Source organism: Liquorilactobacillus nagelii DSM 13675, assembly GCF_019444005.1.
Classification (GTDB): Bacteria; Bacillota; Bacilli; order Lactobacillales; family Lactobacillaceae; genus Liquorilactobacillus; species Liquorilactobacillus nagelii.
In genome coordinates, this window is the sequence record NZ_CP049304.1 from 34,208 (window position 1) to 60,696 (window position 26,489).

Annotated in this window: 26 protein-coding genes and 1 riboswitch; of the genes, 16 read left to right on the forward strand and 10 right to left on the reverse strand. The window is 36.9% G+C overall.

From position 1 onward, the window contains the following. Positions 1 to 141 precede the first annotated feature (141 nt). The gene (locus G6O73_RS00180; RefSeq protein WP_235805031.1) at positions 142 to 1,101 is read left to right on the forward strand and encodes a DMT family transporter; all 960 of its coding nucleotides are present in this window, start codon (positions 142 to 144) and stop codon (positions 1,099 to 1,101) included. An 83-nt stretch (positions 1,102 to 1,184) separates the two neighbouring features. Here G6O73_RS00180 and G6O73_RS00185 read toward each other — a convergent pair whose 3' ends face one another. Next, positions 1,185 to 2,864: a glycoside hydrolase family 13 protein gene (locus tag G6O73_RS00185; protein ID WP_057884681.1), complete on the reverse strand. Its 1,680-nt coding sequence runs from the start codon at positions 2,862 to 2,864 to the stop codon at positions 1,185 to 1,187. A gap of 26 nt (positions 2,865 to 2,890) precedes the next feature. Beyond that, positions 2,891 to 4,228, reverse strand: a complete 1,338-nt coding sequence (locus G6O73_RS00190) for an SLC45 family MFS transporter (RefSeq protein WP_057884682.1) — start codon at positions 4,226 to 4,228, stop codon at positions 2,891 to 2,893. 151 nt (positions 4,229 to 4,379) lie between these two features. Between G6O73_RS00190 and G6O73_RS00195 the strand changes: the two genes are divergently transcribed. The 3 genes from G6O73_RS00195 to G6O73_RS00205 all read left to right on the forward strand — a co-directional run bounded on the left by G6O73_RS00195 (position 4,380) and on the right by G6O73_RS00205 (position 6,787). Next, positions 4,380 to 5,330: a LacI family DNA-binding transcriptional regulator gene (locus G6O73_RS00195; protein WP_057884683.1), complete on the forward strand. Its 951-nt coding sequence runs from the start codon at positions 4,380 to 4,382 to the stop codon at positions 5,328 to 5,330. A gap of 90 nt (positions 5,331 to 5,420) precedes the next feature. Beyond that, on the forward strand, positions 5,421 to 6,356 hold the full coding sequence (locus G6O73_RS00200; RefSeq protein WP_057884684.1) for an AEC family transporter: 936 nt from the start codon (positions 5,421 to 5,423) through the stop codon (positions 6,354 to 6,356). 17 nt (positions 6,357 to 6,373) lie between these two features. Next, positions 6,374 to 6,787, forward strand: coding sequence for a MarR family winged helix-turn-helix transcriptional regulator (locus G6O73_RS00205; RefSeq protein ID WP_057884685.1), 414 nt, complete (start codon positions 6,374 to 6,376; stop codon positions 6,785 to 6,787). Positions 6,788 to 6,790: 3 nt separating this feature from the next. Here the strand turns inward: G6O73_RS00205 and G6O73_RS00210 are convergent, their stop codons facing one another. Continuing rightward, on the reverse strand, positions 6,791 to 6,937 hold the full coding sequence (locus G6O73_RS00210) for a hypothetical protein (protein ID WP_157056627.1): 147 nt from the start codon (positions 6,935 to 6,937) through the stop codon (positions 6,791 to 6,793). A 176-nt stretch (positions 6,938 to 7,113) separates the two neighbouring features. Here G6O73_RS00210 and G6O73_RS00215 point away from each other — a divergent pair, with 176 nt between their 5' ends. After that, positions 7,114 to 8,379 carry a hypothetical protein gene (locus G6O73_RS00215; protein WP_057884686.1) on the forward strand — a complete coding sequence of 422 codons (1,266 nt, stop codon included), beginning with the start codon at positions 7,114 to 7,116 and terminating at the stop codon, positions 8,377 to 8,379. Positions 8,380 to 8,490: 111 nt separating this feature from the next. Here the strand turns inward: G6O73_RS00215 and G6O73_RS00220 are convergent, their stop codons facing one another. After that, complete coding sequence (locus G6O73_RS00220; RefSeq protein ID WP_057884687.1) at positions 8,491 to 9,870, reverse strand: NAD(P)/FAD-dependent oxidoreductase; 1,380 nt, start codon at positions 9,868 to 9,870, stop codon at positions 8,491 to 8,493. Positions 9,871 to 10,007: 137 nt separating this feature from the next. Here G6O73_RS00220 and G6O73_RS00225 point away from each other — a divergent pair, with 137 nt between their 5' ends. Continuing rightward, entirely contained in the window at positions 10,008 to 10,673 is a 666-nt protein-coding gene (locus G6O73_RS00225; protein ID WP_057884688.1) for an EAL domain-containing protein, read from the forward strand. Between the two features lie 81 nt (positions 10,674 to 10,754). On the opposite strand, the gene G6O73_RS00230 is transcribed toward G6O73_RS00225, so the two are convergent. Continuing rightward, positions 10,755 to 10,958, reverse strand: coding sequence for a hypothetical protein (locus tag G6O73_RS00230; RefSeq protein ID WP_083478409.1), 204 nt, complete (start codon positions 10,956 to 10,958; stop codon positions 10,755 to 10,757). Between the two features lie 157 nt (positions 10,959 to 11,115). On the opposite strand from G6O73_RS00230, the gene G6O73_RS00235 reads away from it, so the two are divergent. The 7 genes from G6O73_RS00235 (at position 11,116) to ribH (ending at position 16,948) form a co-directional block, all read left to right on the forward strand. Further along, positions 11,116 to 12,219 (forward strand): lactate oxidase, encoded by a 1,104-nt coding sequence (locus G6O73_RS00235; RefSeq protein WP_057884689.1) that lies wholly within the window; start codon positions 11,116 to 11,118, stop codon positions 12,217 to 12,219. A gap of 144 nt (positions 12,220 to 12,363) precedes the next feature. Further along, on the forward strand, positions 12,364 to 12,912 hold the full coding sequence (locus G6O73_RS00240) for a uracil-DNA glycosylase family protein (RefSeq protein WP_057884795.1): 549 nt from the start codon (positions 12,364 to 12,366) through the stop codon (positions 12,910 to 12,912). Positions 12,913 to 12,932: 20 nt separating this feature from the next. Beyond that, entirely contained in the window at positions 12,933 to 13,295 is a 363-nt protein-coding gene (locus G6O73_RS00245) for a DUF488 domain-containing protein (protein ID WP_057884690.1), read from the forward strand. Positions 13,296 to 13,346: 51 nt separating this feature from the next. Next, a riboswitch (FMN riboswitch) is annotated at positions 13,347 to 13,480 on the forward strand. 146 nt (positions 13,481 to 13,626) lie between these two features. Further along, the gene (gene ribD / locus G6O73_RS00250; protein WP_057884691.1) at positions 13,627 to 14,673 is read left to right on the forward strand and encodes a bifunctional diaminohydroxyphosphoribosylaminopyrimidine deaminase/5-amino-6-(5-phosphoribosylamino)uracil reductase RibD; all 1,047 of its coding nucleotides are present in this window, start codon (positions 13,627 to 13,629) and stop codon (positions 14,671 to 14,673) included. Beyond that, complete coding sequence (locus G6O73_RS00255; RefSeq protein ID WP_057884692.1) at positions 14,666 to 15,268, forward strand: riboflavin synthase; 603 nt, start codon at positions 14,666 to 14,668, stop codon at positions 15,266 to 15,268. Before ribD ends, G6O73_RS00255 begins: the two co-directional genes overlap by 8 nt. Further along, entirely contained in the window at positions 15,258 to 16,478 is a 1,221-nt protein-coding gene (locus G6O73_RS00260; protein WP_057884693.1) for a bifunctional 3,4-dihydroxy-2-butanone-4-phosphate synthase/GTP cyclohydrolase II, read from the forward strand. The genes G6O73_RS00255 and G6O73_RS00260 overlap by 11 nt, the downstream gene beginning before the upstream one ends. Further along, a complete protein-coding gene (gene ribH, locus G6O73_RS00265) occupies positions 16,478 to 16,948 on the forward strand; it encodes a 6,7-dimethyl-8-ribityllumazine synthase (protein ID WP_057884694.1) in 471 nt (156 codons plus the stop codon). Before G6O73_RS00260 ends, ribH begins: the two co-directional genes overlap by 1 nt. A 328-nt stretch (positions 16,949 to 17,276) precedes the next feature. Here ribH and G6O73_RS00270 read toward each other — a convergent pair whose 3' ends face one another. From G6O73_RS00270 to G6O73_RS00290, 5 genes are all read right to left on the reverse strand, one after another. Continuing rightward, positions 17,277 to 18,692: a hypothetical protein gene (locus tag G6O73_RS00270; protein WP_235805032.1), complete on the reverse strand. Its 1,416-nt coding sequence runs from the start codon at positions 18,690 to 18,692 to the stop codon at positions 17,277 to 17,279. A 596-nt stretch (positions 18,693 to 19,288) separates the two neighbouring features. After that, positions 19,289 to 19,951 carry a phosphatase PAP2 family protein gene (locus G6O73_RS00275; RefSeq protein WP_057884696.1) on the reverse strand — a complete coding sequence of 221 codons (663 nt, stop codon included), beginning with the start codon at positions 19,949 to 19,951 and terminating at the stop codon, positions 19,289 to 19,291. Then, complete coding sequence (locus G6O73_RS00280; protein ID WP_057884697.1) at positions 19,938 to 20,600, reverse strand: VTT domain-containing protein; 663 nt, start codon at positions 20,598 to 20,600, stop codon at positions 19,938 to 19,940. The genes G6O73_RS00275 and G6O73_RS00280 overlap by 14 nt, the downstream gene beginning before the upstream one ends. 598 nt (positions 20,601 to 21,198) lie before the next feature. Then, positions 21,199 to 22,560, reverse strand: a complete 1,362-nt coding sequence (locus tag G6O73_RS00285) for a sensor histidine kinase (RefSeq protein WP_057884698.1) — start codon at positions 22,558 to 22,560, stop codon at positions 21,199 to 21,201. 17 nt (positions 22,561 to 22,577) lie between these two features. Next, the gene (locus G6O73_RS00290; protein WP_057884699.1) at positions 22,578 to 23,267 is read right to left on the reverse strand and encodes a response regulator transcription factor; all 690 of its coding nucleotides are present in this window, start codon (positions 23,265 to 23,267) and stop codon (positions 22,578 to 22,580) included. 262 nt (positions 23,268 to 23,529) lie between these two features. Here G6O73_RS00290 and G6O73_RS00295 point away from each other — a divergent pair, with 262 nt between their 5' ends. The 3 genes from G6O73_RS00295 to G6O73_RS00305 are packed head-to-tail and all read left to right on the forward strand — an operon-like array spanning position 23,530 to position 26,105. Further along, complete coding sequence (locus G6O73_RS00295) at positions 23,530 to 24,000, forward strand: FMN-binding protein (RefSeq protein ID WP_057884700.1); 471 nt, start codon at positions 23,530 to 23,532, stop codon at positions 23,998 to 24,000. Positions 24,001 to 24,028: 28 nt separating this feature from the next. Continuing rightward, the gene (locus tag G6O73_RS00300; RefSeq protein ID WP_235805033.1) at positions 24,029 to 24,832 is read left to right on the forward strand and encodes an FAD:protein FMN transferase; all 804 of its coding nucleotides are present in this window, start codon (positions 24,029 to 24,031) and stop codon (positions 24,830 to 24,832) included. Next, the gene (locus G6O73_RS00305) at positions 24,810 to 26,105 is read left to right on the forward strand and encodes an FAD-binding oxidoreductase (protein WP_057884701.1); all 1,296 of its coding nucleotides are present in this window, start codon (positions 24,810 to 24,812) and stop codon (positions 26,103 to 26,105) included. The genes G6O73_RS00300 and G6O73_RS00305 overlap by 23 nt, the downstream gene beginning before the upstream one ends. Positions 26,106 to 26,489 lie beyond the last annotated feature (384 nt).

The window sequence follows — 26,489 nt, forward strand, 5'->3', positions numbered from 1 at the left end:
TCTTTTGCCTATATCATAACATCTAGAAACCAATTAGTAGTTAAATTTGACTAGACAAAACTTATTGTTACTAGCACAGATTACGGAATTTGATGCTAAAATATAATAGGTGATCTTAATTTATCGATAAAAAGATTAATTTTGGAAGGAAATATTATTTTGCGAAATTTAACGAGATGGCAGTCAAATGTAATTTTACTGTTGACTGCCATAATTTGGGGAACCAGTTATATTTTTATTAAGGAAGCCTTGCAGGGAAACTTGCCAGCGGGCCTCTTAAATGCTTTACGTGGTTTAGTTTTTTCAGGCTTAATGTTTTGCTTTTTTTCAAAATCAATTTGTAAAATAAATCGAACGGATTTTAAAATTGGACTTTTTTCTGGATTAATCAACTTTTTAGGATATCAACTGCAAACAAGTGGCTTGAAGTACACAACTCCTAGTAATAGTGCGTTTTTAACGGCAACTTATATTGTTATGATTCCGTTTGTTGTTTGGTTTTTGCTTAAACGAAAACCATTACCGAAGAGTTTTTTAGCAATTGTACTCTGTTTTCTAGGAACAATTGTTTTGACTAATTCATTTAGTAAGGGATTTTCATTACACTATGGCGATGCATTAACTTTAATCGGAGCCTTTTTTTATGCTTTACAAATTGTTTATTTCAGCAATACAGCCGCTACAGCTAATCCATTTGTCATTGCATTTATGCTGGGGTTAGTTCAACTTATAGCTGGAATCGGTTGGTCATTAAGTTTCGAACTTCATGCTTATGCAGCAATTAATTGGGGACAAGCGTTACCACCGGTTATAATTTTAGGAGTATTTGCTTCTTTTGCTGCTCAGCTGCTACAAGTGATTGGTCAAAGAAATACTGATGCAACTTCGGCTGGTTTGATTTTGATGACAGAGTCGCTGTTTGGAAGTTTATTTTCAGTGGTCGGTGGGTTTGAAGCCCTAACAAATAATTTATTGCTTGGTGGTTTGTTAATTATAGTTTCAATCTTAATCATGGAGATTAATTTGCGCAAAATTATTTTCACGAGAAGAAAACAATTTTTATTTAAAAGCAAGCAGCCGCATGCTAAAGATAAAAATTAATTTTAAAAATAAGAAGGAATCTAAAAAAGCGGTAACTACAAAGTTAAAAGGTTTGACTTTGTAGTTACCGCTTGAAAACAATTTTAATCCGTTTCAAAAACAACCGCTTGATAAGGATGCAAAATTAAATTAGTAGCATCTTGAACTAAGTTGGTTTGACTGTTAAGTAGAAGTGAGCCGGTAGGAAGGGAGACTTTTTGACTTTCGGCAGACAAATTAACGAAAACACTAATTATTTGTTCTCCCAGTTGACGTTGATAGGCGATGACGTCATCAGGAGCCGGGAGTTCAATTAATCTGCCATCGATTAAGGTTGACTGATAGTGCGGATTATGCCGCAATTTTCCCATTGCTCGATAGAAGTTCAGTACAGATGTAGGATCTAAATCTTCATCTGTTACGTTAATTTCTTGACGATCATTTCCCATGTTTAACCAAGGCTGAGTCTTTGAGAAACCGCCAAAGCCGGTATTATTCCATTGCATCGGTGTCCGAGCATTATCACGAGAACGATCATTTAAAAGCTCTAGTGCTTGTTGTGGCTGGAAGCCAGCTTTGAGAGCCATTTGATAATTGTTAATTGATGAAACATCGTTAAATTCAGAAATTTTAGTTCGCTGAAAGTTCTTCATGCCAATTTCTTGACCTTGGTAGATGAATGGAACTCCTGGTAAGAAATAGTACATGGCCGCTAAAGCTTTGGCAGCTTGAGGAGTTTGTTCAGCTTTGTTGCGAATTAGTTTTGATAGTACGCGAGGTTGGTCGTGGTTTTCTAAGACATTGGCCGTCCAGCCACCAGCTTGCTTAATTGATTTTTGGGCCGAAAAGATGGTGTCTTTCAACTCTTTAATCGACCAGTCAGCCTTACCACGATACCATTCATCAACATTGGCAATATCAATATTAAGGTAACTGAAATCAAAAATCATCGAGAAATAGCCATCAGGACCAATGAATTGTGGTAAATCACCAGCCGGAACACCATAGGCTTCACCTACCGTAACAGCATTATATTTATCAAAAGTAGCTGCCTTTAATTCATCAAGGAACTTATTTAAACCAGGTCGGTTTTGCCCCTTTTTAGTTACGGCAACTAAACCATCGTCACCATCAGGCGGAAGGCTTGCCCAGTCAAGATCTTTTTTCAGGTGAGTAATTGCATCAATTCGGTAACCAGCAATGCCTTTATCGAGCCACCAATTGATCATTTGATAAATTGCTTGTCGTAATTTAGGATTTTCCCAATTTAGTTCCGGTTGTTGTGGAGCAAATGTATGAAAATAATAAGTTCCGGGCTCATTGGGGACCTCTGTCCAAGTAGAACCGCCAAAAATACTGCGCCAATTATTCGGAACTTTCCCATCGGTAGTTTTTTTGAAGATATAATATTTACGATAAGGACTGCTTGGATCGGCCAATGCTTGTTTGAACCAAGTATGTTGATCTGAGGTATGGTTGACAACTAAATCCATAATCAATTTGATTCCTCTTTTTTTGGCTTCGACCAACAGTTGGTCAAAGTCAGCCATAGTACCAAATTGCGGATCAATTGCTTGATAATCGGAAATATCGTATCCCATGTCGACCATCGGTGATTGGTAAACGGGAGAAAGCCAAATCATGGTAATTCCCAGTGATTTTAGATAATCTAAATGCTGAATGACTCCCTGTAGATCACCAATTCCGTCATCGTTTGTATCTTGAAATGAACGTGGATAAACTTGATAGACAATCTCACCTTTCCACCAACGAGTATTTGTCATCTAAATCAGCTCCCTTTTTCTCTATCTTATATTTTTTCTTTAATTAATGAAACTGAAAGACTACCAATTAACATTAAAATTCCTGAGATTAAAATCATTGCAGGAAATTTACTTCCAACTGCTGGAAAAATTGCAAACGAAGCGACTGAAGCAACAATTTGTGGTAAGCAAATTGAACCATTGAATAGACCAAGGTAAGTTCCCATATGTGAATAACCATCAAGTGCGTTGGTAACCATAATGAAAGGATAAGCCATCATGCCAGCCCATGAGATACCAATCAGGATAAATGAGAATAACAAGCCAAATTGTGAATGAATGAAGAAAACTGAAATAAAGCCGATTGCACCTAAAAATAATGATAGGGTGTAGCCAAGTTTATTTTTACCAGCCGGAATTTTTGATAAAACCAGTGACCAGATAACAGCAGCAACTGCATAAACGGCTGATAAGATTCCAAACCAATTAGCACCAGCTTGATAACCAGAACTGGTTGGATCAGCAGCATGATAGACTGTTGCCGCAACGCTGCCAGCACCATAAGTCCAAAGATACTGGAAAGCCATCCAGCAGAAAAATTGAGTTAAAGTAACACTCCAAAAAGTTTTCGGTGCTTCTTTTAATAATTGCAGCATACTTTTATTTTTTTCGTTAGCGTTGTCTTCATTTAAAGCTACGCCATGATATTTCTTGTAAGTATCATCATCATATTCATGAACTGAAAAAACTGAAATTAAAGAAAAAATAACCAGAATTACTGCTCCTACATAAAATGAAATTCGAACAGAATCAGGAACTTGACCTGCAGCTGCTGTATTAGCCACACCGATAGCTGTCAAAAGGTAAGGAAAAATTGTTGCTAAAACAGAACCAGTATTGGACAAAAAGCTTTGAATTGAATAAGCATATGATTTTTGCTTTTCGTTGACCATATCACCAACAACCATCTTAAATGGCTGCATAGCAACATTTGAACTCAAATCCATAAATAAAATAGCAATTGCGCCAAACCATAAGGCAGTTGAAGTTTTGAAGCCGAAACTGCCTGAATTTGGTAATAAAAACATTACAATAACTGAGACTAAAGCGCCAACTAGCAAGTAAGGCATTCGCCGTCCAAAGCGTTTACTCCATGTTCGATCAGATAAATAGCCAACGATTGGTTGGACAACCATTCCTGCTAATGGGGGTAAAATAAAGAAGAAGCCAAGCTTGGTTGGATCTGCTCCAAGAGTTTGAAAAATTCTTCCCATTTGAGAACTTTGTAAAGAAAACGCCATTTGAACTCCGAGAAAACCAAAACTTAACATCCAAATGGTGGATAATGGCAAATTAGGCAAAGTAGTTTTATTTTTGTTTTCCATTGTAGATACTCCTAAAATAAATAGTTGAAATCGATTTCACAAATAAATTGTAGCACGCTAATTTTATTTCGAAAACGCTTAAAACTCTGTTAGCGCTAACAAGATTTTTCGGCTAACAGAGTATAGTAAAATAATTTTGGAGGTGAGGTTCATGATAACATTAGCTGATGTTGCCAAAGAATCACATGTTTCAACGATGACGGTCTCAAGAGTGTTGCATCATCCCGAACAGGTTTCAGATGAAGTTAGACAAGCTGTTCAGCAAGCTATTAGCAAGTTAGGTTATAAGCCTAGTCGAGTTGGACAAGCCTTATCACAGCAGCGTCAATTTGCTATTCAATTTCTAATTTTAGAAGATATTCAACAAGTCGATCCATACTATGCCAAACTATTGTTATATATTGCAGATTATTTGCGTGAACAAGGTTATACATTGGAGATTAGTCATGATTTGACTGATCATTCTAGTCAAGTTGATGGAACCTTTGTCAGCGGTGCAAGACAACAAGACTTGCCATTATTAACCAAGTCATCTGATCCGATCGTATCTTATGGTCAGCTTGATCAAACGATTAAATATGTTGATATTGATAATTTCCAAGGCACTTATCAAATGACACACTATTTAGCAAAGTGTGGGTATCAAAACTTGCTTTATTTTGGACTTGATTTGAACGAGGCTTTTGCGATTTCGCGTGAGGAAGGGTATTTGCAAGCCATGACGGAATTAAATAAAATGCCAACTATTTTTCGGATCGATAATACTGAACAGACAGCAGCCAACCTAATCGAGCAATTAATTATAACTGATAATAGTGCGATTGTTGCGGCCACTGATCGGATTGCAATTGGAGCTTTACAACAACTTTTACACTTGGGTATTAAAATTCCCGCTGACGTTGGGGTAACTGGCTTTGATGGCGTCTTTATTAATCAGATTTCATTACAACACTTAACCACGGTACAGCAACCGCTTAAAAAAATTGCCCAATCAATGGTTGAACTGCTGTTAGGAATGATTGAAAAACGCCCTGGAAAGTCAACTTTAATTCCCCCACAATTATCAATTGCACAAACAACCCGAGCATTAGAAGAGAAATGAATCTAATGCGGTCTTGACAAGTTGTTTTCAAAATCCCACTATTATAACTGTTAACTAGTTAACTAATTTTTGGAGGTGGGGGACGGTCACATGAATATAGGACTGTTGTTTAATCAAATTTTTTTGATGTTTTGTTTAATGTTATTAGGCTTATTGGCCAACAAGATAAAATTTATTCATGAACAAACTGCTAATGATTTAACTAATATTTTATTATATTTAGTTTCACCTTGTTTAATTATCAAATCTTTTGAAATTCACTATTCAGCTCAGCGTTTAGATCAGTTATTATTGATTGCCAGTTCAATGCTGATTATCTATTCATTGCAGATTTTGTGCTCAAAGTTGATCTTTCATGCAGTTACGGATCCACGGTTGCAGCGAATTACAAAATTTGGCAGCATCTATTCAAATGCTGGTTTCATTGGAATTCCGCTAGTCAGTTCATTGTTTGGTGATCGGGGTGTTTTTTATGCAGTAGTACCGATTGTCTTTTTTAATCTTTTTAATTGGACTCATGGAGTTGCTTTATTTAACAAAGAAGAAAGTAAAATCGGAATCAAGCAAGAATTTTTTCGGGTCATATTTAATCCTAACATTATAGCAATTTTGCTAGGTGGGTTAATTTTTGCTAGTTCACTGCAACTTCCAGGAATTTTAAAGCAATTGATTAACGATATCAGTGCAATTAATACACCACTATCAATGTTGGTAATTGGTAATAGTTTTGCTAATATCACTTTAAAAGATTGCCGTTTGAGTTGGGCGTTGGCAGCAGCAGTTATTTTACGGAATTTGATCTATCCATTGTTGACAGTAGTGGTTATCTCATTTTTAGGAATTACCGGAATGGCTCAAGCGGCAGTTGTTTTGATGATGGCTTGTCCAGTTGCTGGAATTGTTGTGTTATTTACACTGCAGCAACATGAAGACCCATCGCCGGCAATCACTCTAATGAGTTTATCAACTTTGTTGAGTGTGATCACTATTCCATTAGTATTTATTATCAGTCGGGAATTTTTTTGAAAAAGGAGCTGGAGTATTTGCAAGCAGCAATTCAAAAAGACTTAGCGCATGCGCTTAATCAATCAGCACGAAGGATTAATAATTTATTAAATGAGGAACTGAAAAATTATCATATTTATGCTTCACAATATCAACTTTTGGTCAATATTAAACGCTATCATGGAGAAAGCTCACAGAAATTAGCCCAAATTCTAAATATCAAGCCAGCGGCTGTTAGCCGGACGCTAAAAGTGTTAGTCGATAAAGAGTTGATTACTCGGCAAACAGCAACAGATCACCGAGCTTATCAACTTGAAATTACTAACAAAGGTAATTCTTTATTACAAGAATTGGCAAAGCGAGATACGACTATTTTTGCTAATTATTTTGGCCATTTAACAGCCAGTGAAGTTGAACAACTGTTATCTTTAGTAAAGAAACTTAATTACTGATTTTTAAAAGTGGTTTTTTTGCCGCCAAAATCCCCAAAGGGCAATTAAAATTAATAATAAGGCAATGACAATAGAAATTACTGGTCGTTGAAGGGTTAGATCTCGTAGTAATAAAAGAATGCCACGAATTAGTTTTAAAAGATGATACATAGTAAACCTCCTGAAGTGCTTGTTTTTAGCTCTATTTTAGCATTTTATCTCAACTAAATAATTTATGTTGACTGGAAACTTTGGTGTCGTTAATAATAAAATGGACTTTAGAAAATTTTATATGATAAGAATGAGTAGTAGTTATTTTTTGTTAGATTGAGGGGAATTTACAACTAATGGATGAAAATTATCTGACAGATTTATTTGACCAATATAAGCGGCGTGAAGATTTATTATATCAAAACTGGTTTATTAAAAGTGAACAGCGGTTAAAAGCTTTTAATCAAGTTCGCAAAGGAACAAAAAAAGTTGTTAATACGATTGAACAAGGAACTTTTCCACCAGATCTGAAAGGTTCAGCTTTGGCTGAAGTAATGGATGTAATTGCTGGTCAGACAGAGATTTTTAAGGGAGCAAAACATGCTTTTATGTGGAAACCTAAATTACGAATTCCTGATATCTATGAAAATCGTGAAAATCAATTAGCCTTTGCCCACTTGTTGGCAGCCTTTTTAAATAATAAGCAAGTTGATAAATTGTTGGCAGCTGTAAACATCCTAGCTGAAAAAAAGATTAAAGGGTTAGGACCAGCTGTTGCTAACATCTTATATTTTCTAGAACCAACAATTTTTCCACCATTCAATACGGCAATTGTTCGTGGATATAATTATCTGACAGGATCCAAAATTCGGCTAGGAAAATGGTCAGATTACTTTAAATTACGGGATGGAATTATTGAGATGAATCAATGTGGTCAACTATTTTCCAAAGATTTAGGTGCTATTTCAGCGTTCTTGTTTGATATTGGTAAACTAAATTATGCAATTCCAGAAAATGAAGCGGCCGTTATCAAAGTATCTGTCAGCAAGACTCAAAAAAGGATTAGTCAAAAGTTATCACAAGTTGCGATTAAAAATTTACACCAGCGAATTCAATATTTGTTGGGAACAATAGGAAATGAAATTGGTTATCAGACTTGGATTGCTGCTAACGATCATAGTCGTTTAGTTAATGGGCAGCGTTTAGGTGATATTTCTTTGCCCCAATTGCCTAAGAGCTGTCAAGATTTGCCGAAAGCTTTACAAAAAACGATTAGTTTAATTGACGTTATCTGGTTTGCTAGCGACGGGACACCAAGATGTGCTTTTGAAGTTGAAAAATCAACTTCAATTATGTCAGGAATGAATCGGATGGATGATTTATCAGAAATTAATCAAGCAGACTTGATGATGTACATTGTTTCACCAGATCAACGTGAAGATGAAGTCCGGGCTCAATTCAATCGACCACATTATATGCACAACGTTAATTTGCATGACCATTTACGCTATATTTTATTTAAAGATTTAGAAGACAATGCTCAATTTATGTGCCGTTTTGGTCATGACTTTACAATTCTAGCTCCTATTTCGCATTATGCTAACGGGAAAATAGTCGGTTAACGCTAACTTAGCAAAAAACGCTGCGACAAAAAACTTCAAGCTTGTCACAGCGCTATTGAATACAATTTGATTAAATTTTTTGTTTTACACAGATGCTGGATAATTTACTCATTAAAAATCATAAGTAAAATGTGGTTGCTCAAAACCAGCTTTTCGTTCTTGCCGAATAGCCGCTTGGGCAACTTGATTAAGATAATTGAATGGTTGATTAAATTCAGGTTGAAAGAACATATCAACAAAAGCGAGATCGTCAATGGTATTATGATTTTGAATTGCTAGGGAAATAGTATTAATAGCCGGCATTAAATTCTTATTGCTGTCAAGTTGAGCACCAATTATTCGTCGATTATCACGATTATAAATTAATGAGATATTGAGTTTTGCTTCATTACTAAGATATTCTGGTAGTAAATCAGTTGTTAATGTTACCTCAAAGGCATTCAAATTATAGTGTCGAGCATTTTCAATCGTTAGGCCTGAAGTTGCCCAATAATGTCCCAAAATTTTCAAAGCTGAGGTTGCTTGGGTTCCAGTGTAAGGATAATAATTTTTAAAAATATTATGTGCTGCAATTTTCCCTTGCCGAATAGCATTTGAGGCCAAGGGAATGTATGCATCACTATCAGTTGGATTAAAACGAACTGCTGCACAATCTCCAGCAGCATAAATATTAGGATCAGAGGTTTGTAAATAGTTGTTTAATAAAAGTGCTCCACGATTGTCAGTTTTAAGCTGATTTTTAAGTAGTCTTGTATTGGGAATAAAACCAGTACAAATTACAATCATGTCGGCACTAAAAGTTCGGTTAGCTGTTTTAAGTTGCAAGCTGTGGTCAGCTTTTTCAAAAATATTAGTTATTTGTGTTTGGAGCTGGACTTTGACGCCATGATCTTCCAAAAGTGCAGTAATTCGTGCAGCAGTTTCTTGATTGAAATAATTATTTAAAATTTGTTGATGTGATTGAAAAAGTTGGACTTGGTGACCATTAGTAGCGAAACCTTCAGCTAAACCAACTCCAACATAGCCAGCGCCAACAATTGCAATTCGTTGATTGCTTTCAGCTAAATCGAGCATACGCTGGACTTGTTGATAATTTTTGCATAATAAAACACGAGGATTGTCAATGCCATTAATTGCAGGTAAGCGAACATTGGCGCCGGTTGCAACGATTAACCGATCATAGTCGTCTTGAATAATTGTTTCATTAGTCATATCAGCAGCAGTAATTGTTTTTTTCTGGGGGTCTACTGCTAGGACATTGTGATTGTCGCAAACTTTTACTCCTAAGTTAACCAGTTGAGCTGGTGAAGAAACGAAGGTATCATCCAGTTGCTGCAATGAGTGATTTAAATAAAGAAAAACTCCATCGGACATAAATGAGAAGCCATTAGTTCGTTCGTAAATTGTAACCTGAGTATCAGGATGAATTTCTAGAATTTCTTTAGCGGCAACGAGGCCGGCATGTGTACAGCCAATAATGATAACTTTCATGTTAACTCCATTTATAAAATATAAGATTTTTAAACACCGATTTAATTAATATTATATAATTATTAATGACATTGAGAAAGAATTATTAATTATAGAACCACGCGCATTAAAATAGGAACTGCTGGGGGGAATTTATAATGTATCGTTTTTTTGCACAACCACAAATTAACACCCGTACACGCTCATTAATTGGTTATGAGATGTTGATTCGCGAAGCAGATGCGGCAGGCTGGCGTTTGCCCCAAAGCTTTTCAGCAATTCCGTTAGACGCACAAATTAGCTTAATTAAATTAGCTGGTCGTGAATTAGCGTTAAAAGTAGAATCAATTTCTTTTAATCTCGATCAACAACAGTTTATGAATGATCAGATGGCAGCGGCTTTATGTCAGGCCCAGTTAATGATTTATCCGTTGACGGTCGTAGTTGAATTGACTGAGGATCAAGCGAGTCATGCGATTGATCCGCAAGCATTACAGAAAAGAGTTAGGTTATACCTTAGCTATGGTATGGAACTAAGTATAGATGATGTTAGTACTGGCGAAAATACCTATGAGAAAATCAAGTATTTGTTACCGTTAGCGTCAGAAATTAAAGTCCCATTACAAAATTTTCGTCAAGAAAAACGTGAAGCAGAAATTCCTGGTCAATTAATTTTTTGGCGTCAAATAGCACGCAATCACAATTTACGTTTGATTGTCGAGGGGGTTGAGACGCCCTCTGATGAAGAATTGCTCGATGAACTTGATTTGCCATTACGACAAGGATATTATTACGGGAGACCACATTTATTTAAGTTGCAATAAAATAACGAATATTTTATCGTGTTACTAACAAAAATTAAAACACCGCCGTCAGTCTGGTAATCAGCTACGGCGGTGTTTTGTTTAATCCAAAAAATAATTATATAAATCCCCGATACTTGTTCCTTTGAAATTAACATCTTTTTGATCGGCTACTTTTACATCGACCACTCGATAGTGGTCTTGAAGTGATGGTACCTCAAGTTGCTCGTCAGCTACAAAATCCGCAGGTGATTTAAAATCAATAGTATGTCTTTCTCCATTTATTAGGTAAATGATCTCTAACATAACCAGGATCTCCTTTCTTGATTTGTATTTAGTATACACGCTTAAATCTACAATTAAAAATGTTTTAGCGGATAAACTAAAAAAAGTCTTGACATAAACAATAAAAACTAATACGATATATTTGTGATAAAAAAGGTAACAAAAAAAGGAGAACGACATGACAACTATTAATGGATACGAACAAAGCGATCGCGAAGAAAAACTGGATATTTTAAATTTACCTTCCTTGGAAGCTGAAGCCAAAAAGATTATTCCCAAGGGTGGATTTGGGTACATTAGTGGTGGCTCAGAAGATGAATGGACTTTACATGAAAATACAACAGCTTTTAACCATGTTCAAATTATTCCTCGAGCTTTGACAGATATGGAGCAGCCAACAACAGCAACTTCGGTCTTTGGCATCAATCTTAAAACACCAATTATGATGGCTCCGGCAGCAGCTCAAGGTTTAGCTCATTCTCGAGGTGAAGAAGCCACGGCTGAGGGATTAGCGCAAGCCGGTGGTCTAATGGCTCAAAGCACCTATTCTTCAACTTCGATTGCTGATACAGCAGCAGCTGGTAAAGGTGCACCACAATTTTTCCAGTTATATATGAGTAAGGACTGGGACTTTAATCGGAGTTTACTTGATGAGGCAGTTAAAGCCGGTGCTAAGGGCATTATTTTGACAGTCGATGCTACTGTTGATGGTTATCGTGAATCAGATATTATTAATAATTTCCAATTTCCAATTCCAATGGCAAATCTTGCAAAGTTTTCTGAAGGTGATGGTAAGGGAAAAGGAATCATGGAAATTTATGCAGCAGCTGCCCAAAAAATTGCTCCAGCTGATGTTCGTAAAATTGCTGAATATACTCATTTACCAGTAATTGTTAAAGGAATAGAAAGTGCTGAAGATGCTTTATTGGCAATTGGTGCCGGTGCTCAAGGAATTTATGTATCCAACCATGGTGGACGACAGTTAAATGGTGGACCAGCAGCATTTGATGTTTTACATGAAGTGGCCCAAGCAGTTGATCATCGAGTACCAGTAATTTTTGATAGTGGGGTCCGCCGTGGATCACATGTCTTTAAAGCATTGGCTAGTGGAGCTGATTTAGTAGCTTTAGCTCGGCCAGTAATCTATGGGTTGGCTTTAGGTGGTGCCCAAGGTGTCGCTTCGGTTATTAATCATTTGAATGATGAGTTGAAAATAGATATGCAATTAGCTGGAACTAAAACGATTGAAGATGTGAAGCAAGCAAAACTGATTCGTCACTAATTAATTAGAAAAGCAGGGCTGACATTTCAGTCCTGTTTTTTTTGCTAATTAGTAAGGGTTTTGTTTTAATAGAATTAATTAAAAAGAACAAGACAGGAATGGGTAACCTTGAAAGAAGAACTTAAAAGTTTAGTTCAAGCGATTATGGCTGATCCAGAGAATCAAAAATATACTGAACGCGCAATTCGACCATTATTTACAGTTGATCCGCAAGCAAAAATTTTGATTGTTGGTCAAGCTCCAGGACTTAAAGCTGAGCAAACTCAAAAAATGTGGAACGACGCCAGCGGTAAAAAGTTGCGGCACTGGATGGGGATTACACCAGCAGAGTTTTATTGTCCAGCTAAAATTGCAATTTTGCCGCTTGATTTTTATTATCCTGGTCGAGGCAAAAGTGGTGATCTTCCTCCACGAAAAGAATTTGCTGCCAAATGGCATCCGCAATTGTGGAAGTATCTACCACAGGTCAAGTTGACTTTGCTGGTTGGAAGTTATGCACAGCATTTTTACTTGCGGCAGCCTAACTCAACCCGATTAACAACTACTGTTAGAGAATATCGAAAATATCTACCACGGTATTTTCCATTAGTGCATCCGTCGCCACTGAATTATGGGTGGTTAAAAAAGAATCCGTGGTTTGAAAATGAGGTTGTTTCAGAATTACAATATCGAGTTAAGTCTGTTTTGAATTAAGGTAAAAAAGAGGTTCAAAAATGCAAATCAAATTAGTTAGGATCTATCAAAAGACGTCAAATTTTACTGGTTATCGAATCTTAGTCGACCGTTTATGGCCGCGTGGTATTTCAAAGGAAAGTGCCCATCTAGATCAATGGTTTAAAGAAATTGGTCCAAGTAAAAGTTTACGCCAGTGGTTTAATCATGATCCGGCAAAATTTTATGAATTTCGTGATAAATATTTGCTTGAATTAAAACAAAATCCCCAAGCCAAAACTTTTATTCAGCTTGTTTCACAACAACTGATGCAGCAGGATGTAATTTTTTTATTTGGTGCCAAAGATTTACAGCATAATCAAGCAGTTGTTTTAAAGCAATTTGTTGAACAGCGGTTATCTTGATGTACTTGTATTTTTAAGTGAAATATAGTATTCTTCTTTTGATAACTGAATAGATTTCTTCGGGGCAGGGTGAAATTCCCGACCGACGGTGACAACTAGTAAGTTGAAGTCCGTGACCCGCGTTATGCGGTGGATCCAGTGTGAGTCTGGGACCGACAGTAAAGTCTGGATGAGAGAAGAAAAATTTGATTTTTAATGAGATTTACTGTTTTGGATTTTTGTGTTATCCAGCTCAGTTGAAATCTTATTTAGCTTTCAAAAATTCTGCCCCGCATAAAAAATAATGCGGGGCTTTTTTTGTGGGGTGATTTAAGTTACGAAAAGAGATTATATGCAATTGGCAAGTGAGCTTGCTAAAAAAGGTCAGGGAAAAACTTGGACTAATCCGTTAGTTGGTGCGGTGATTGTTAAAAATCAAGAAATTTTGGCTTGCGGCTTTCACCATCAATTCGGGGAACCGCATGCTGAAATCAACGCACTAAATCAGCTAACGAAGCTTGCGGCCGCTCGTGGAGCAACCATGTATGTCACATTGGAACCTTGCAGTCATTATGGGAAAACACCACCTTGTGCTAAAAAAATAGTTGAGGTTGGCTTTTCTAGGGTAATAATTGGACAACTTGATCCTAATCCTCTGGTTGCTGGAAAAGGTTGCCAAATTTTGCGACAAGCTGGGATTAAAGTTGAAATTTTAAATCAAACTCAGCAATTGAATCCAGCTTATAACTTTTTTTATCGGCATCAGCGTCCTTGGGTTACTCTTAAATATGCAATGAGTTTTGATGGAAAAATCAATGCTCAAAGCGGGGTTAGGAGTATCTTAACTGGTCCAGCAACTTTTGCAGATACGCAGCAATTGCGAGCGCAGCAACAGGCAATATTAATTGGTGAGAACACTTTAAAAGTCGATGATCCACAACTGACAGTTCGCTTAGCTAACCTTTTATATCCGCCAGTCAGAGTTGTTTTAGTTAATGATGCGGATCAACTTGATTTGAGTTTACGATTGTTTAAGTCAACTGCTCCGATTTTGTTATTGAGTCGTAAGAAATCCAAGCGAGAATGGCCGCCACAGGTGACGGTCTTAACCGACGATGAGTGGTCATCACAAAAAGTAATCCAGTTATTATATCAGCGTGGAATCCAGTCATTACTAATTGAAGGTGGTGCACAGATTCAAGCAGATTATTTAGGAGCTGGAATTGTTGATCGGTTGGTTATTTATCTGACTCCTCACATTTTTGGTGGAATAGGTTTACCAGCAGCATTCGGCAAAGCGACTCCTAATTTCATTAACTACAGAGTAATAAATCAGCAACAAATCGGTGAAGATTTTCGCTTTGAACTTATCAGAACTAAGGAGGAGTCAAATGTTTAGCGGAATTATTGTGACACAAGGTCGCTTGAAAGGTTTGATAAAAACTGCTTCAAAGATTAGTTTGACAATTACTGTTTCCGATACTTCCAAACTAGCTAAGAAAACTGGCGACAGCATTGCAGTTAACGGAATTTGTTTAACTGTTACTCAACTTGATGCAACCGAGTTTAGGGTTGATTTAATGCCAGAAACTTTGCGGCGAACCAATTTGCAAAAAATTAGACAAGGAGCATTAGTTAATCTTGAACCGGCTTTATTGCCGACAACTCGGATTGCTGGTCATTTTGTTTTAGGACATGTTGATACAACGGCAATGGTGGTTAAACGAGAAAATGAACAAACAGCACTGATTTTGACTTTTCAAGTATCTAAAAAGTATTTGCCGTTTATCGCTGAAAAAGGATCAATCGCGATTAATGGAGTTAGTTTAACGGTAATGGCAGTTGATCAAAGTGGGTTCAGTGTTAGTTTGATCCCGTTAACTCAACAGATTACGAACTTAGGAAGTTTGCAAGTAGGTGAGCAGGTAAATGTTGAGGTAGATGTTTTAAGTCGGTATCTTTTGCGACAAGAGGAGGTAAGTAATGAAAGCTAAACAAATTATTGAGCGTGTAGAGCAAGCGGTGAATGTTTTAAAACAGGGTGGATTAGTAGTTGTTACTGATGATGAACAGCGTGAAGCCGAAGGAGACTTAATTGGTTTAGCAGAATTTGTCACCCCTACAACCGTTAACAAAATGGTGACGAAAGCACGTGGATTGTTATGTGTTCCATTAGCCCCACAGGTTGCTCAGCGTTTAGGATTACGGCCAATGAGTGCCAACTCTACCGATGCTTTTCATACGGCTTTTACTGTGAGTGTTGATGCTAAAAAGACGGTTACTGGGATTTCAGCTTTTGATCGAGCAACCACAATAAAAAAATTAGCCGATCCAGCAGCTCAACTAACCGATTTTTACCAGCCAGGCCACATTTTCCCATTGATAGCCAAAGAACATGGTGTTTTGGAACGCGGCGGACATACTGAAGCTGCCGTTGATTTAGCAAAATTAGCAGGTGCGCAACCAGTCGCTTATATTATGGAAATTTTAAAAAAAGATGGAACAATGGCTCGTCGCAAAGATTTAAAAGCTTTTGCTGAAGGAATGCAATTACCGTTGATATCAATTGAGGATTTACAAACGTATCGTTATTTGAAAAATATCGATGTTGCAAATTCAGCGGTTCATATTAAGCTCCCCACCCGCTATGGAGATTTTTTAGTTGAAGCATTTACGACATTTGATGGTAAGGAACCGACGTTGTTGATATCTAAAGGAAAGATCAAGCTGGACCAACCATTGCTGCTCCGTTTGCATTCGGAATGTCTAACGGGTGATTTGTTAGGGTCTAAACGTTGTGATTGTGGTGATCAGTTGGAACTATCATTGAAAAAAATTGCGGCTGCCAAAAATGGAGCAGTTTTATATTTGCGACAAGAAGGACGCAGTATTGGTCTTTTGAATAAATTAAAAGCCTATCAATTACAACAACAAGCTAACTTAGATACGGTAGCTGCTAACTTGGCTTTAGGATTTGAAGCCGATCAGCGTGATTATGGAATAGCAGCGGCAATTTTGCACCAAAAAGGAGTTACTCAGGTTGACTTATTGACTAATAATCCCGATAAAGTTAATCAACTTGAAGATTTGGGGATCGAAGTATGTCGACGAATTGGTTTGGAAGGTAAGGTTTATCCTGAGAACTTGGACTATCTAAAAACCAAAAAATCACAGATGGGACATCTACTTAAGGAGGTCAACTAATGAAAGAATATGTTGGGAATTATGATGGAGAAAAGCAGCGAATTGGAATTGTGATTGCCAAATTTAATGATTTAGTAACTAAACGGTTGTTGGAAGGTGCGCGGCAAACTTTGTTTCAAGCTGGAGTGACGGCGGAAAATATTGAAGTTTATTGGGTACCTGGAGCATTTGAGATTCCGCGAACAGCCAGATTATTAAGCGAGTCTGGTCGAGTTAAAGGTATTATTGCTCTAGGAGCAGTTGTTCGTGGTGAAACTGCGCATTTTGATTATGTTTGTGCCGCTGCCGCTAATGGAATTGCCGAAATTTCACTCCAAGGAGCTGTTCCCGTAATGTTTGGTGTTCTAACTACAGATACAATGGATCAAGCATTGAACCGGGCTGGTGGTAAGGCAGGCAATAAAGGTAGTGAATGCGCGCTGGCCCTCTTAGAGATGGTTTCTTTACAACAGCAAATTCAAAAGATTTGATGAAATGCTCAAAAAAGATAATAAACTAGTTGAAACTTAAGTGCCTAAATTATCTATTCAATTCCCGAAGTATTCGCGATGATTGACAAAATCTGGCAGTTATTCGATTGAGCGCAGATTTGAACATATTGAAAAACAACCAATAAGATGTTTTAAAACCTATCTTATGTGTTATTCTCAGATTATAAATCGGGAACAAATAAATCTTTTAGAAAAATAAGTATGCTAAAAAATTATAAATTAATAGCAAAAAAATAATCCGTTTCAGCTTTCTTATTAAGCTGGCGGTTTATTTTTGTTAGTTCAGTCAAATTTTAATGTGACCGCGCTAAATTGATTCAGATTTATAAATACCTTTGTAAATCAGTGAGGTAAAATGAGCCGTTTGACCGTTTATCATTACTACTGCTGAGGTTAGTCGATAATTGACAGTCCGAGTAATTTCAATTGGTTGTGATCGAAGCTCATTATTTCTTAAAAAAATATGATACGATCCGGCTGCTATAATACCGGAGTATGAACCGCTGGATGTTAGCGAGTAACACTGCTGGGTTTGGTCATTTATCAATTTTCCGGTTATTTGGGCTTTTGGCGGTACGGCGACTGAAAATTTGTTAATGTCATGATTGAAGATTATTTTTTGGGAAACAGATTTTCCCGGCAATAACCAACTGGTCTTAGCGTGGTATTGTGAAGAAAGCTGACTTCTTTGAGCGGCAATAATTTGGTTTGTTGCGGTATGCCAGCTGATTAGATTACTCAAAATGACAAGGTTGCAAAGTATGATCGCTCCAAATTTGGCAGTTAATGATTTTTTCCAAGTGAATCGCAATTCATATCCAGGTAAAGTATTGATAATCAGGAGTAAAGGCAATAGCACTTGACCATAACGGCTTTCAGCTTCCCAAATCAGTGTATAAAAGCTAATGTAGCCGACAGCAAGAATAATTGCTAGTTCACGAATGGAATCAAGCTTGGAACGATACTTGAGCTGAAACAAGCAGCGGCTTAACCCGATCAAATAGAGCCAGATAAAGCTACTTCGCATAATTGCTTGGCTTAAGATGTGTACTGGCAGCTGCCATTTTAAATAGAATTTGGGAGCTTGGATAAAGCCGCCGGTGTAAGCGACTTGGAGGGTACTGACATTTAATGAAACAGCAGCTTTTTCGACCCATTGCTGTAATATGCCACCAAGTCCCAAACTGTTTAAACGTTCTGGCAGAGCTTTTGCTAGATATTTTTGTCGGGTGGTCTTAGATGGTAAGCTAATCATTTTTTCAACGTCTGATGTGTTGTACATCCCGTGATCATGTGGATTATAACTCATCCAAACCCAATGAGTCAGCGGGAAACTATAGCGATTGTTAGCTTTAAAGCCGCTGACAGCGTTGACCGCGCTACTGGCAGGAAAGGCTGCAGCAAAAGCAAACCCAATGACGGCCAGCGGAATTATTAATTTTTTCAAGGATTGTTTTTTTTGCTGCAAGAGTAAGCTAAATGTTAAAAATAATCCGGCAACTGCTAAAATTATTAAATTAGGTTTAATTAGTTGACCACAAACAACTAGTCCGAACAAAATAACTGCATTGATAAACTGGGAACTTCTTTTTTGGGGCCAATCAGCCAGGAGTTTGAAAATCAGCAACAATATTACTAAAATTGGCAAGTCTGTGTAATAGACTTGCAGATAATAAGTGTAAGCAAATGGTGAAAATAAAAAAAATGCAGCTATTGCTAACATCTTGGCCGAATGTTTTGAAAATCTTTGGCAAGACTTAAAACTCAAAAAGATAAAACTGTCCACTGTTATCAAAGCTAGCAAGTGCAATGAGATATTTGTGGAAAGGTGAAAGATATTAGTCAGTTTTAACCATAAAGACAGAAAAAAGGTCAAAGAAACGTTATTCGAATAGCGCCAAAAATAGGTAGAATTATCCCAGTCAGGGCGATTTCGACTTAATAATTCAGCCTCATGTAGCACGCGAAAGGGGTCATGATAAACGGTTGCCGGGAAAAAAGTTAAAACTATTATTTGAATAATGAAAATCAAACCCATAATTGAATAGCAGATTTTGAGAGCTGTAGTTTGGGAAAGCGAATTTGCCCAGTGCTTAAAATTTGGCAGACAAAATCCGATTATTAAGCAAATTGCAATAACGATTAATGACGTGCTAATATTTGCTGGATAAAATAAATTTGAAACAATTCCGATAATTAAAGATATTCCCAAGCAAATTATAAAAAATTGTCTAAAAATTTTCATGAAGTATACCTTCCTTAACTAGCTGGTGAGCATGAGTAATTGTTAGTAGCAAATTTATTTTTCCCCTAACACATTTATGGAGAAACAGTATCTGAAACAGCAGCGCTTTGTTTTGATTGAATGAATTTGAAATAAAGTAATCGTGAGAACTCCCACCAAGAAAGTGCGAAGAGAAAACTGCCACAGATATCACTGAAAAAATGAGCTCGTAGGTATAATCGTGTAAAGGCGATCAAAATCAGCCAACCGTTTGCCAACAGCACAGTTGTAAACTGAATTTCTTGATCCTGCAGCCAAGGCACAATCAAGCAGAGGATTGCTAGGACAACGATAGCTGTTGCAAAGGTGTGACCGCTGGGGAAGCTAAAGCCGCTGTCTGGAATAACTTCTTTCGTTGGACGGAAACGGTGGATTATTTCTTTGATTATTACGACAGCTGAACAGCCGCTGAGCTGAGTAAATATTAGCCAAGCGGCATGAGTCAGTCTGTGTTCTTTTAGCCAAATTAACAAAGCAATTATAATGGTCCAGCAAATTGCTAAAACAGGGCTGCCTAAAAGTGCAATTAGACTGATAATTTTTGTCGTTGTCGGTTTTACTTTAGGAGCAATTAAATATTGAGTAGTAGTATCAATGTTTTGAAGCCAAGCGGGCTCTAATTTAACGCTGATTGCTAAAAATATAAATGCAACTGTTGCGAGACTGCCGATAACTAACCATGCTCTACTTTTTCTCATTCAAATCATTTCCTTTTAAAGTCTTATGTGATGTTGTTAAGTTGATGTTTTTTTTGAATTTTATTAGCAAAATGGGCAGTAATGAAATTACGATAATTGCCATCATTAGCAATTCAAAATGGTTTTTCACAAGCGGAATATTTCCAAAAAAGTAGCCACTTAAAATGCCTAAGCTAACCCAGGCAATACCACCGCAGACATTGAAAAAAGCAAATGTATGATAGGGCATCTTGCTGATTCCAGCTGTGAATGGGACTAATGTTCGAATTATCGGGGCAAAACGCCCTAAAAGAACAGCATTTGAGCCATAACATTTAAAAAAATCGTTTGTTTTTCTTAGATAGTTAGGCTTGATCCATTTTGACCATTTGGGTTTAGTGAGCGATTTACCAAAGTGGTTTCCAATTTCAAAGTTCAAACTATCGCCTAAAAAAGCGGCAAATGAAAGTAAAATCAGCAATAACTCAACATTAAAAAATGAATGCGGCAGAGTGGCAATCGAACCACATAGGAACAATAAAGAGTCTCCTGGTAAAAACGGCATTATTACCAGCCCAGTTTCGCACAGAATAATCAAAAAAATGATACTATATGCAACCCAACTACCCTGATCAGCCAAGCTAGTTACAAAGTTGTTTAAATTCAACATTAGTAGTAAAAAACCTCCATTTAGTAAGTTCGTTATTCAAAGACATTTCAAATTGCCTTTTAGTTCGTCATTTTTTCAGGTTTGAACTTTTTTTTAGATAATGCTCAAATTAGTTTGTTTAATGAAATAAGTTAGTTTTCAATTTTCCCAATAACTCAAAGCAGTTAACAAAGATGCGGTTGAACTGATCAAAAAATTTTTTGATGAATATTATTGATAAACAAGCACTATTACCATCCAAAGGAAAACAATTAAACATAGTAAGAAGCGGTACGGTTTGAACATCAAGCAATGGCATGATCGAAATGATTAGAATGATGGTGATCGTTACCGATGTTTATTCATTTAAATAATCACTAACTAGTATTTACCGTGAAAATGAAGTTTAATAATTTTATATTTTTATAAAATTAATTTAAAATCTAATTGGATTGTTTTTAGTCTATGGTTTTGTTGCTGTCTTAAAAAGGTCAGAGTACTGAGAGAATTCTAAAATTCTTTTAGAGTTGTGATGGATTAATTTTATCGACAAAAAAAAGCCCTAGCTGATTGGCATAATAGCTAAGGCAAAAATTAAATTCTTTTAGAAAGCAGTTTTTTATAAATTTAAGATTAAAGAGAAAATACTTCCTTGAGGATGATTATCTTCGACAATTAGTTGGGAATGATTCAGTAAGGATAGCTGTTGTGCAATAGCTAAACCCAATCCGGTTCCAGCAATTGTACCTCGAACATCACTTGCCCGATAAAATCTTTCAAAAATATGTTTTTTATCTTGAGCAGCAATTCCTATGCCGTGATCAGCAACTTGAATAATTATTTGGTCAGCCTCTTTTTTTAAGCTTAATTCAATTACAGAATCTTTAGCTGAGTATTTGCTGGCATTTGTCAAAAGAATAATAATGATTTGGGAAATGCTTTTAGAATGTCCGGTTATTTTAACCTGAGCTGGGATCCGGGTGATTATCTTTTGTGGTGCAAGCTGAGCGATCTCTTGAGCAATCTGTTGGAGGGATGCACTGAGATCATAATTATGATAAATCAAAGTCATCTTATCAGCACGCGATAGTGCCAGCAGATCATCTATTAAAATTGACATTTGTTCCGATTCTTTATAAATATAATGCAGTGAATCTTGAACGATCTCCGGATGGTCACGACCATGTCTCTTGATTAATTGAACATGGCTGCGGATAGTTGCGATTGGAGTTCGCAACTCATGCGCCGCATTTGCAACAAAGTCTTTTTCTTTTTTGGTTTTACTGTACAAATTTGTCAATAAACGATTAAAGCTGAGTGCTAAATTTTTCACTTCTGTAGGAGTTTCTGGGACCGGCAACTTATCGACAGTTTGAATTTTTTTGATAGAAATCGTTTCTGCTGTTTTGGTCAGCTGGCTTAGCGGACCAGTTAACCGCTGAGCAATTACGCGAATATAGAGTGGAAGTGTCAGTAAGATTAAGACTAAAACAACCGCTGTGATAATAATTACTCTTTCCAGAATTTCCAACTGGGAATTTAATTTTGTCCATAGACCATAACTGATTCCCTTAGCATGGCCGGTATTATAGAGCAAAAAACCAACATGTGGTCGATAGTATAATCCATGAATGAAAAAAATTTTTTGCGGCTTAATTTTTAATAGTGACCGAGTACCTGGTGAATAGTAGTTTTGCGTTGTAATATGTCGGCGAGTATTTCGAACTCGGACATAACTGGTACTGGTGTCCAACAGGCTGTTGAAGCGCCACTGTTTCCAGTCATGATCACTATCAATTACTGTTCGCTTTAAGCTTTTAATAATATTATTTGAAGTTGTTCGACTGGTTTCAAGCAGTTGATGACCGACAGCTACACTGGTAATAATACTGAAACCTACAATGACTACCGTTAGCAGCAGGAGAAAGCTTCGCAGCATGATTGAATCGCTGTTTTGATTTTTCTTTAAATGAGTCCGCATTTAAAATTCACTTCCTATCAGTCATCCGTTAAGGAGTAGCCAACACCTCTAATGGTGTGAATTAATTTTTTGCATTCAGGAAACTTATCAATTTTGTTTCGTAAGTAGCGGATATATACATCCACGATATTCGGATCGCCTTCAAATTCACTTCCCCAAACTAAGTCCAATAATTCATTTCGGGTAAAAACTTTGCCGGTTACTTTAAACATTTCGGTTAGTAAGTTGTATTCCCGTTGGGTCAATTGGATGTTATGTTTGCCGCGGCTAATTCGACGTTTTTGGGTGTCCAAGGTTAGATCATCCAACTGATAAATTTGGTAACTAGCCAATGTTTGCCTTGGTCGCCGTAAAACGGCAGTTATTCTAGCTAACAATTCTTCAATGTCGAATGGTTTAGTAACATAGTCGTCAGCACCCCCAGTTAAGCCAGCAACTTTATCTCCAGTATAGTCGCGAGCAGTTAGCATGATAATTGGTACATCATAGTCGCGTCTGATTCGTCTGAGAACACCCAATCCGTCCAATTTAGGCAACATCCAGTCTAAGATGATCAAGTCGATTAAATGCCGGTTTTTATTGAAAGCAGTTAAAGCTGCCAAACCGTCAGTGGCAGTTAAAACTTGATAATTTTCAAATTGCAATTCTTTTTTTAAAGAAGCTACTAAGCCAGGTTCATCTTCGACTAACAAAACAGTTTTGTTCATTAAATAAATCCCTCCAAAATAATTCTAAATACTAATGGATTAAGCGTCGAAATCAATAATGTGTTTAATTTGAAAAGTTTAATTTTTTGATAAAGATAATTATTGTTTTTTTCTTCAAATGCTATTATACCAGTTACTTGCCAGTAGTTTCTGAGGTTTTCTCAGACAGTTTTCATAAATTGTAAGTAGTTCCACAGCATAATTTAGCATATTATCTAAAAAAAGGAATTAATTAGCTTGTGTTTGAAGGCGAGGAATAATTATGTGTCGTAAAGTAGCAGCAGTTTTTTTATCTTTAGCCATTGCAGTAGCAATGGCTTTGGATGGTTATTTTGTGTTCTTTCAGCCGCTAAGCAGCAAAAAGAGTACGATAAGCAGCACAAGTACAGCTGCAAGTACGAGTTTGAGCAATGCAACAGCTTCCAGTCAACCTGGAAGTCAGCAAACGTATAAAGATGGTGAATATGTCGGCAAGAGTACGGCAACTGCGTGGGGAAATGTGCAGTTAAAAGTTAAAATCACTAATAGCAAGATTAGTCAGATTACTGTACTCAAATATCCAGACACACATTCACATTCGGTTGAGGTAAATCAGCAGTCCCTGCCGATTTACAAGCAAGAAGCACTAAAGAAACAATCTGCAAGTATTAATCAAGTTTCCGGAGCAACTGAAACTTGGAAAGGTTTTACTGGCTCTTTACAGAGCGCATTAATGCAAGCACGGCAAGCTTAAATATCATAATTGATCGGAGATGATTAACATGGGACCAAAACAACTAGACTACCAATTTTATGATCGGTTAATCAACGAGATGAATTTGCCATTTACCTTAACACTTGTTTGTGAAAAAAATTCACCAAGTATTGAGCAAGAAGTTAATCAATTAGCAAAACAGATCCAGCAGAATTTACAAGATATTGACCGAATCTTTTCACCATTTAAACAAGATTCATTATTAAAAAAATATCAGCAAGGTGACTTGCAAGTAATGCAAAATAAAAGCTTCCGAACGGTTTTTGGGCTGGCTGAGATGGCGGCTAAGCTGACAACCGGTTTCTTTGATCCTTATTATGCAGCTAAATATGATCCAACCGGTTTAGTTAAGGGATGGTCCATTGAAGAAATCTTTAATAAATTACTGGTTCCATTTCTGCTACAGCATAGTCAAGTTGTCGGTATTTCGTTAAATGGCGGTGGTGATTTGCAATTTAGGACCCGGGCTGATAGTGCTTTTTATTGGGAAGTTGGAATTGAAAATCCTAACAACTTGCAAAAGTTAAGTGCTGTCTATCAAATGAAGGATGGGGCGATTGCTACTTCTGGTTTCAGTAAACGCGGACAACATATTGCCAATTTAACAGATCACTCATTGTTACAAGCAACAATTATTACTGATAGTTTGACCTGGGCAGATATCTGGGCAACGGCGGCACTGACAGCTGGTCGGCAAAATTTTCTTGAGCTTTTAAAAACAAACCAATTAAGTGGAGTATTGATTACGCCGACAAGTACAATTCCATTTTCAAAAGGGAGGCTAGCAGATGCTGCGGAAAATTCAATATAAACTAATCCTTTTTTGGTTTAGTTTCTTCTTTATTATTCCACTTCCTTTTATTCAGACACTGGCTGAGGGACTGCAGGGTGTGTCTTCGAATGAAGCTGTAGCGATTTATAGTGGGGCAATTGCCTACGCTTGGATGCTGGCAGTTGTTTATCTAAGTACTAAACCGCGTTGGTTGGACCGGTTAATTGGTCTTCCGAGCATTTACCAGCTTCATGGAATATTAGCATTGGCAGCTTTAGCGTTGTCTTGGTTACACAAGATCGGATTGACTTCAAGTGGTTTAATTAAGCAAACCGGTAATTTGGCGCTATTCATTTTAATCGGGACAATTAGTTATTCGTTGCTGTTTTTAGCTGGTTGGTTGACTAGTCGCTGGTTTTGGTTGAGAAAATTCAAGCAGAGTCTTGAAATTATTTTTAAACATGAAGTTACAATGTGGATTCATAAATTATTGCTTGTAGCAGTAGTTTTAGTCTTCATTCACGTGCAGTTGATAGACTATATTACTTCAATTACTCCATTTATGATTTGGTTTAATGGTCTAAGTTTGCTAGCAGCAGTCAGTTATCTGTTTAGTAAAGTAAGCTGGTATGGCCGTAAAGGACAGGCTGAAGTTAAATTAATTCGTAATTTATCGCTATCAGATCAGATCCAAGAATTAACTTTAGGCGGCCAGCAAAGCCAGCAGCTTGATTTGCAAGCAGGAGATTTTGTTTTCTTAGCTTTTCCAAGTGTGCCGCAACTGCGAGAACTGCATCCTTTTTCGTTAGTAAGTCTGCCCAATCGAGTGGGAGAATTCAAATTAACTATTCGAGCTGACGGTGATTTTACTTCACAACTGAAAAAAATCAAGGTTGGAACGCCAGTTAAGGTTATGGGTGGCTTTGGTCGCTATCAAGAATTTATCGATGAACACAAGCAAATTGTTAATTTAGTTATGATTACTGGTGGAATCGGAGCAACACCGTTATTTTCCTTAATCCCCGAAAATTTTTCACGTCAGATTTATCTATTTTACTCGGCTCACCAGGAGAGCGACTTATTGTATCGAAAACAATTAAGTCAGTGGAATCAAAGTGCTAACTTTACTGGGTATTGGCAGGAAGGGAGATTTGCGGATAATTTTATTTTAAGCCGGTTGCCGAAAAATTGGGAAAGACAAACGTTATTTTTGCTTAGCGGCCCAGTACCGCTAATTCATCATTGGGAACGAGTATTAGCTCATGCTCACGTCAGCAGTAAAAATATCTTTAAAGAAGAATTCAGCTGGTAGTTTTGTTAACTGTTTTTTGACGTACATTTAGATACCAGAGATATTTGGAAATACATCGAGTCCGGGATTTTTCCCGAACTTTTTTTGTTTAAACAGAACAGCCGGTAGGGCAAATAAATGTTTAATTATTGTTAATGATTATTGCAGACTTGATCATGACGTAAACAAGTACACACTAACTGTCTTAAAGGCATACATAAAGCAGTCAATACGGTTCGTACGCAGCTCATGATTGAGAGCCATTTTAAACAGTTTGAAAAAAAGCCAACAAGATGTTTTCAAATCCGTAAAGTGGGATTTTTGAGGGGCTTTATCAAGAAGAATATGACTGTTTTCGACAAAGTATTGACTGAAAAAGAGACAGTCAAAATTACGTTGTTGAAT

What these genes read in the sequence shown, in the direction of transcription:
- G6O73_RS00295 (WP_057884700.1), top strand. Translation starts at nt 23,530, where the DNA reads ATGTGTCGTAAAGTAGCAGCAGTTTTTTTATCTTTAGCCATTGCAGTA.
- G6O73_RS00280 (WP_057884697.1), bottom strand. Translation starts at nt 20,600, where the DNA reads ATGTTGAATTTAAACAACTTTGTAACTAGCTTGGCTGATCAGGGTAGT.
- G6O73_RS00225 (WP_057884688.1), top strand. Translation starts at nt 10,008, where the DNA reads ATGTATCGTTTTTTTGCACAACCACAAATTAACACCCGTACACGCTCA.
- G6O73_RS00255 (WP_057884692.1), top strand. Translation starts at nt 14,666, where the DNA reads ATGTTTAGCGGAATTATTGTGACACAAGGTCGCTTGAAAGGTTTGATA.
- G6O73_RS00215 (WP_057884686.1), top strand. Translation starts at nt 7,114, where the DNA reads ATGGATGAAAATTATCTGACAGATTTATTTGACCAATATAAGCGGCGT.
- G6O73_RS00230 (WP_083478409.1), bottom strand. Translation starts at nt 10,958, where the DNA reads ATGTTAGAGATCATTTACCTAATAAATGGAGAAAGACATACTATTGAT.
- ribD (WP_057884691.1), top strand. Translation starts at nt 13,627, where the DNA reads ATGCAATTGGCAAGTGAGCTTGCTAAAAAAGGTCAGGGAAAAACTTGG.
- G6O73_RS00240 (WP_057884795.1), top strand. Translation starts at nt 12,364, where the DNA reads ATGGCTGATCCAGAGAATCAAAAATATACTGAACGCGCAATTCGACCA.
- G6O73_RS00270 (WP_235805032.1), bottom strand. Translation starts at nt 18,692, where the DNA reads ATGTTAGCAATAGCTGCATTTTTTTTATTTTCACCATTTGCTTACACT.
- G6O73_RS00195 (WP_057884683.1), top strand. Translation starts at nt 4,380, where the DNA reads ATGATAACATTAGCTGATGTTGCCAAAGAATCACATGTTTCAACGATG.
- G6O73_RS00300 (WP_235805033.1), top strand. Translation starts at nt 24,029, where the DNA reads ATGGGACCAAAACAACTAGACTACCAATTTTATGATCGGTTAATCAAC.
- ribH (WP_057884694.1), top strand. Translation starts at nt 16,478, where the DNA reads ATGAAAGAATATGTTGGGAATTATGATGGAGAAAAGCAGCGAATTGGA.
- G6O73_RS00190 (WP_057884682.1), bottom strand. Translation starts at nt 4,228, where the DNA reads ATGGAAAACAAAAATAAAACTACTTTGCCTAATTTGCCATTATCCACC.
- G6O73_RS00245 (WP_057884690.1), top strand. Translation starts at nt 12,933, where the DNA reads ATGCAAATCAAATTAGTTAGGATCTATCAAAAGACGTCAAATTTTACT.
- G6O73_RS00220 (WP_057884687.1), bottom strand. Translation starts at nt 9,870, where the DNA reads ATGAAAGTTATCATTATTGGCTGTACACATGCCGGCCTCGTTGCCGCT.
- G6O73_RS00185 (WP_057884681.1), bottom strand. Translation starts at nt 2,864, where the DNA reads ATGACAAATACTCGTTGGTGGAAAGGTGAGATTGTCTATCAAGTTTAT.
- G6O73_RS00290 (WP_057884699.1), bottom strand. Translation starts at nt 23,267, where the DNA reads ATGAACAAAACTGTTTTGTTAGTCGAAGATGAACCTGGCTTAGTAGCT.
- G6O73_RS00275 (WP_057884696.1), bottom strand. Translation starts at nt 19,951, where the DNA reads ATGAGAAAAAGTAGAGCATGGTTAGTTATCGGCAGTCTCGCAACAGTT.
- G6O73_RS00200 (WP_057884684.1), top strand. Translation starts at nt 5,421, where the DNA reads ATGAATATAGGACTGTTGTTTAATCAAATTTTTTTGATGTTTTGTTTA.
- G6O73_RS00235 (WP_057884689.1), top strand. Translation starts at nt 11,116, where the DNA reads ATGACAACTATTAATGGATACGAACAAAGCGATCGCGAAGAAAAACTG.
- G6O73_RS00210 (WP_157056627.1), bottom strand. Translation starts at nt 6,937, where the DNA reads ATGTATCATCTTTTAAAACTAATTCGTGGCATTCTTTTATTACTACGA.
- G6O73_RS00285 (WP_057884698.1), bottom strand. Translation starts at nt 22,560, where the DNA reads ATGCGGACTCATTTAAAGAAAAATCAAAACAGCGATTCAATCATGCTG.
- G6O73_RS00260 (WP_057884693.1), top strand. Translation starts at nt 15,258, where the DNA reads ATGAAAGCTAAACAAATTATTGAGCGTGTAGAGCAAGCGGTGAATGTT.
- G6O73_RS00305 (WP_057884701.1), top strand. Translation starts at nt 24,810, where the DNA reads ATGCTGCGGAAAATTCAATATAAACTAATCCTTTTTTGGTTTAGTTTC.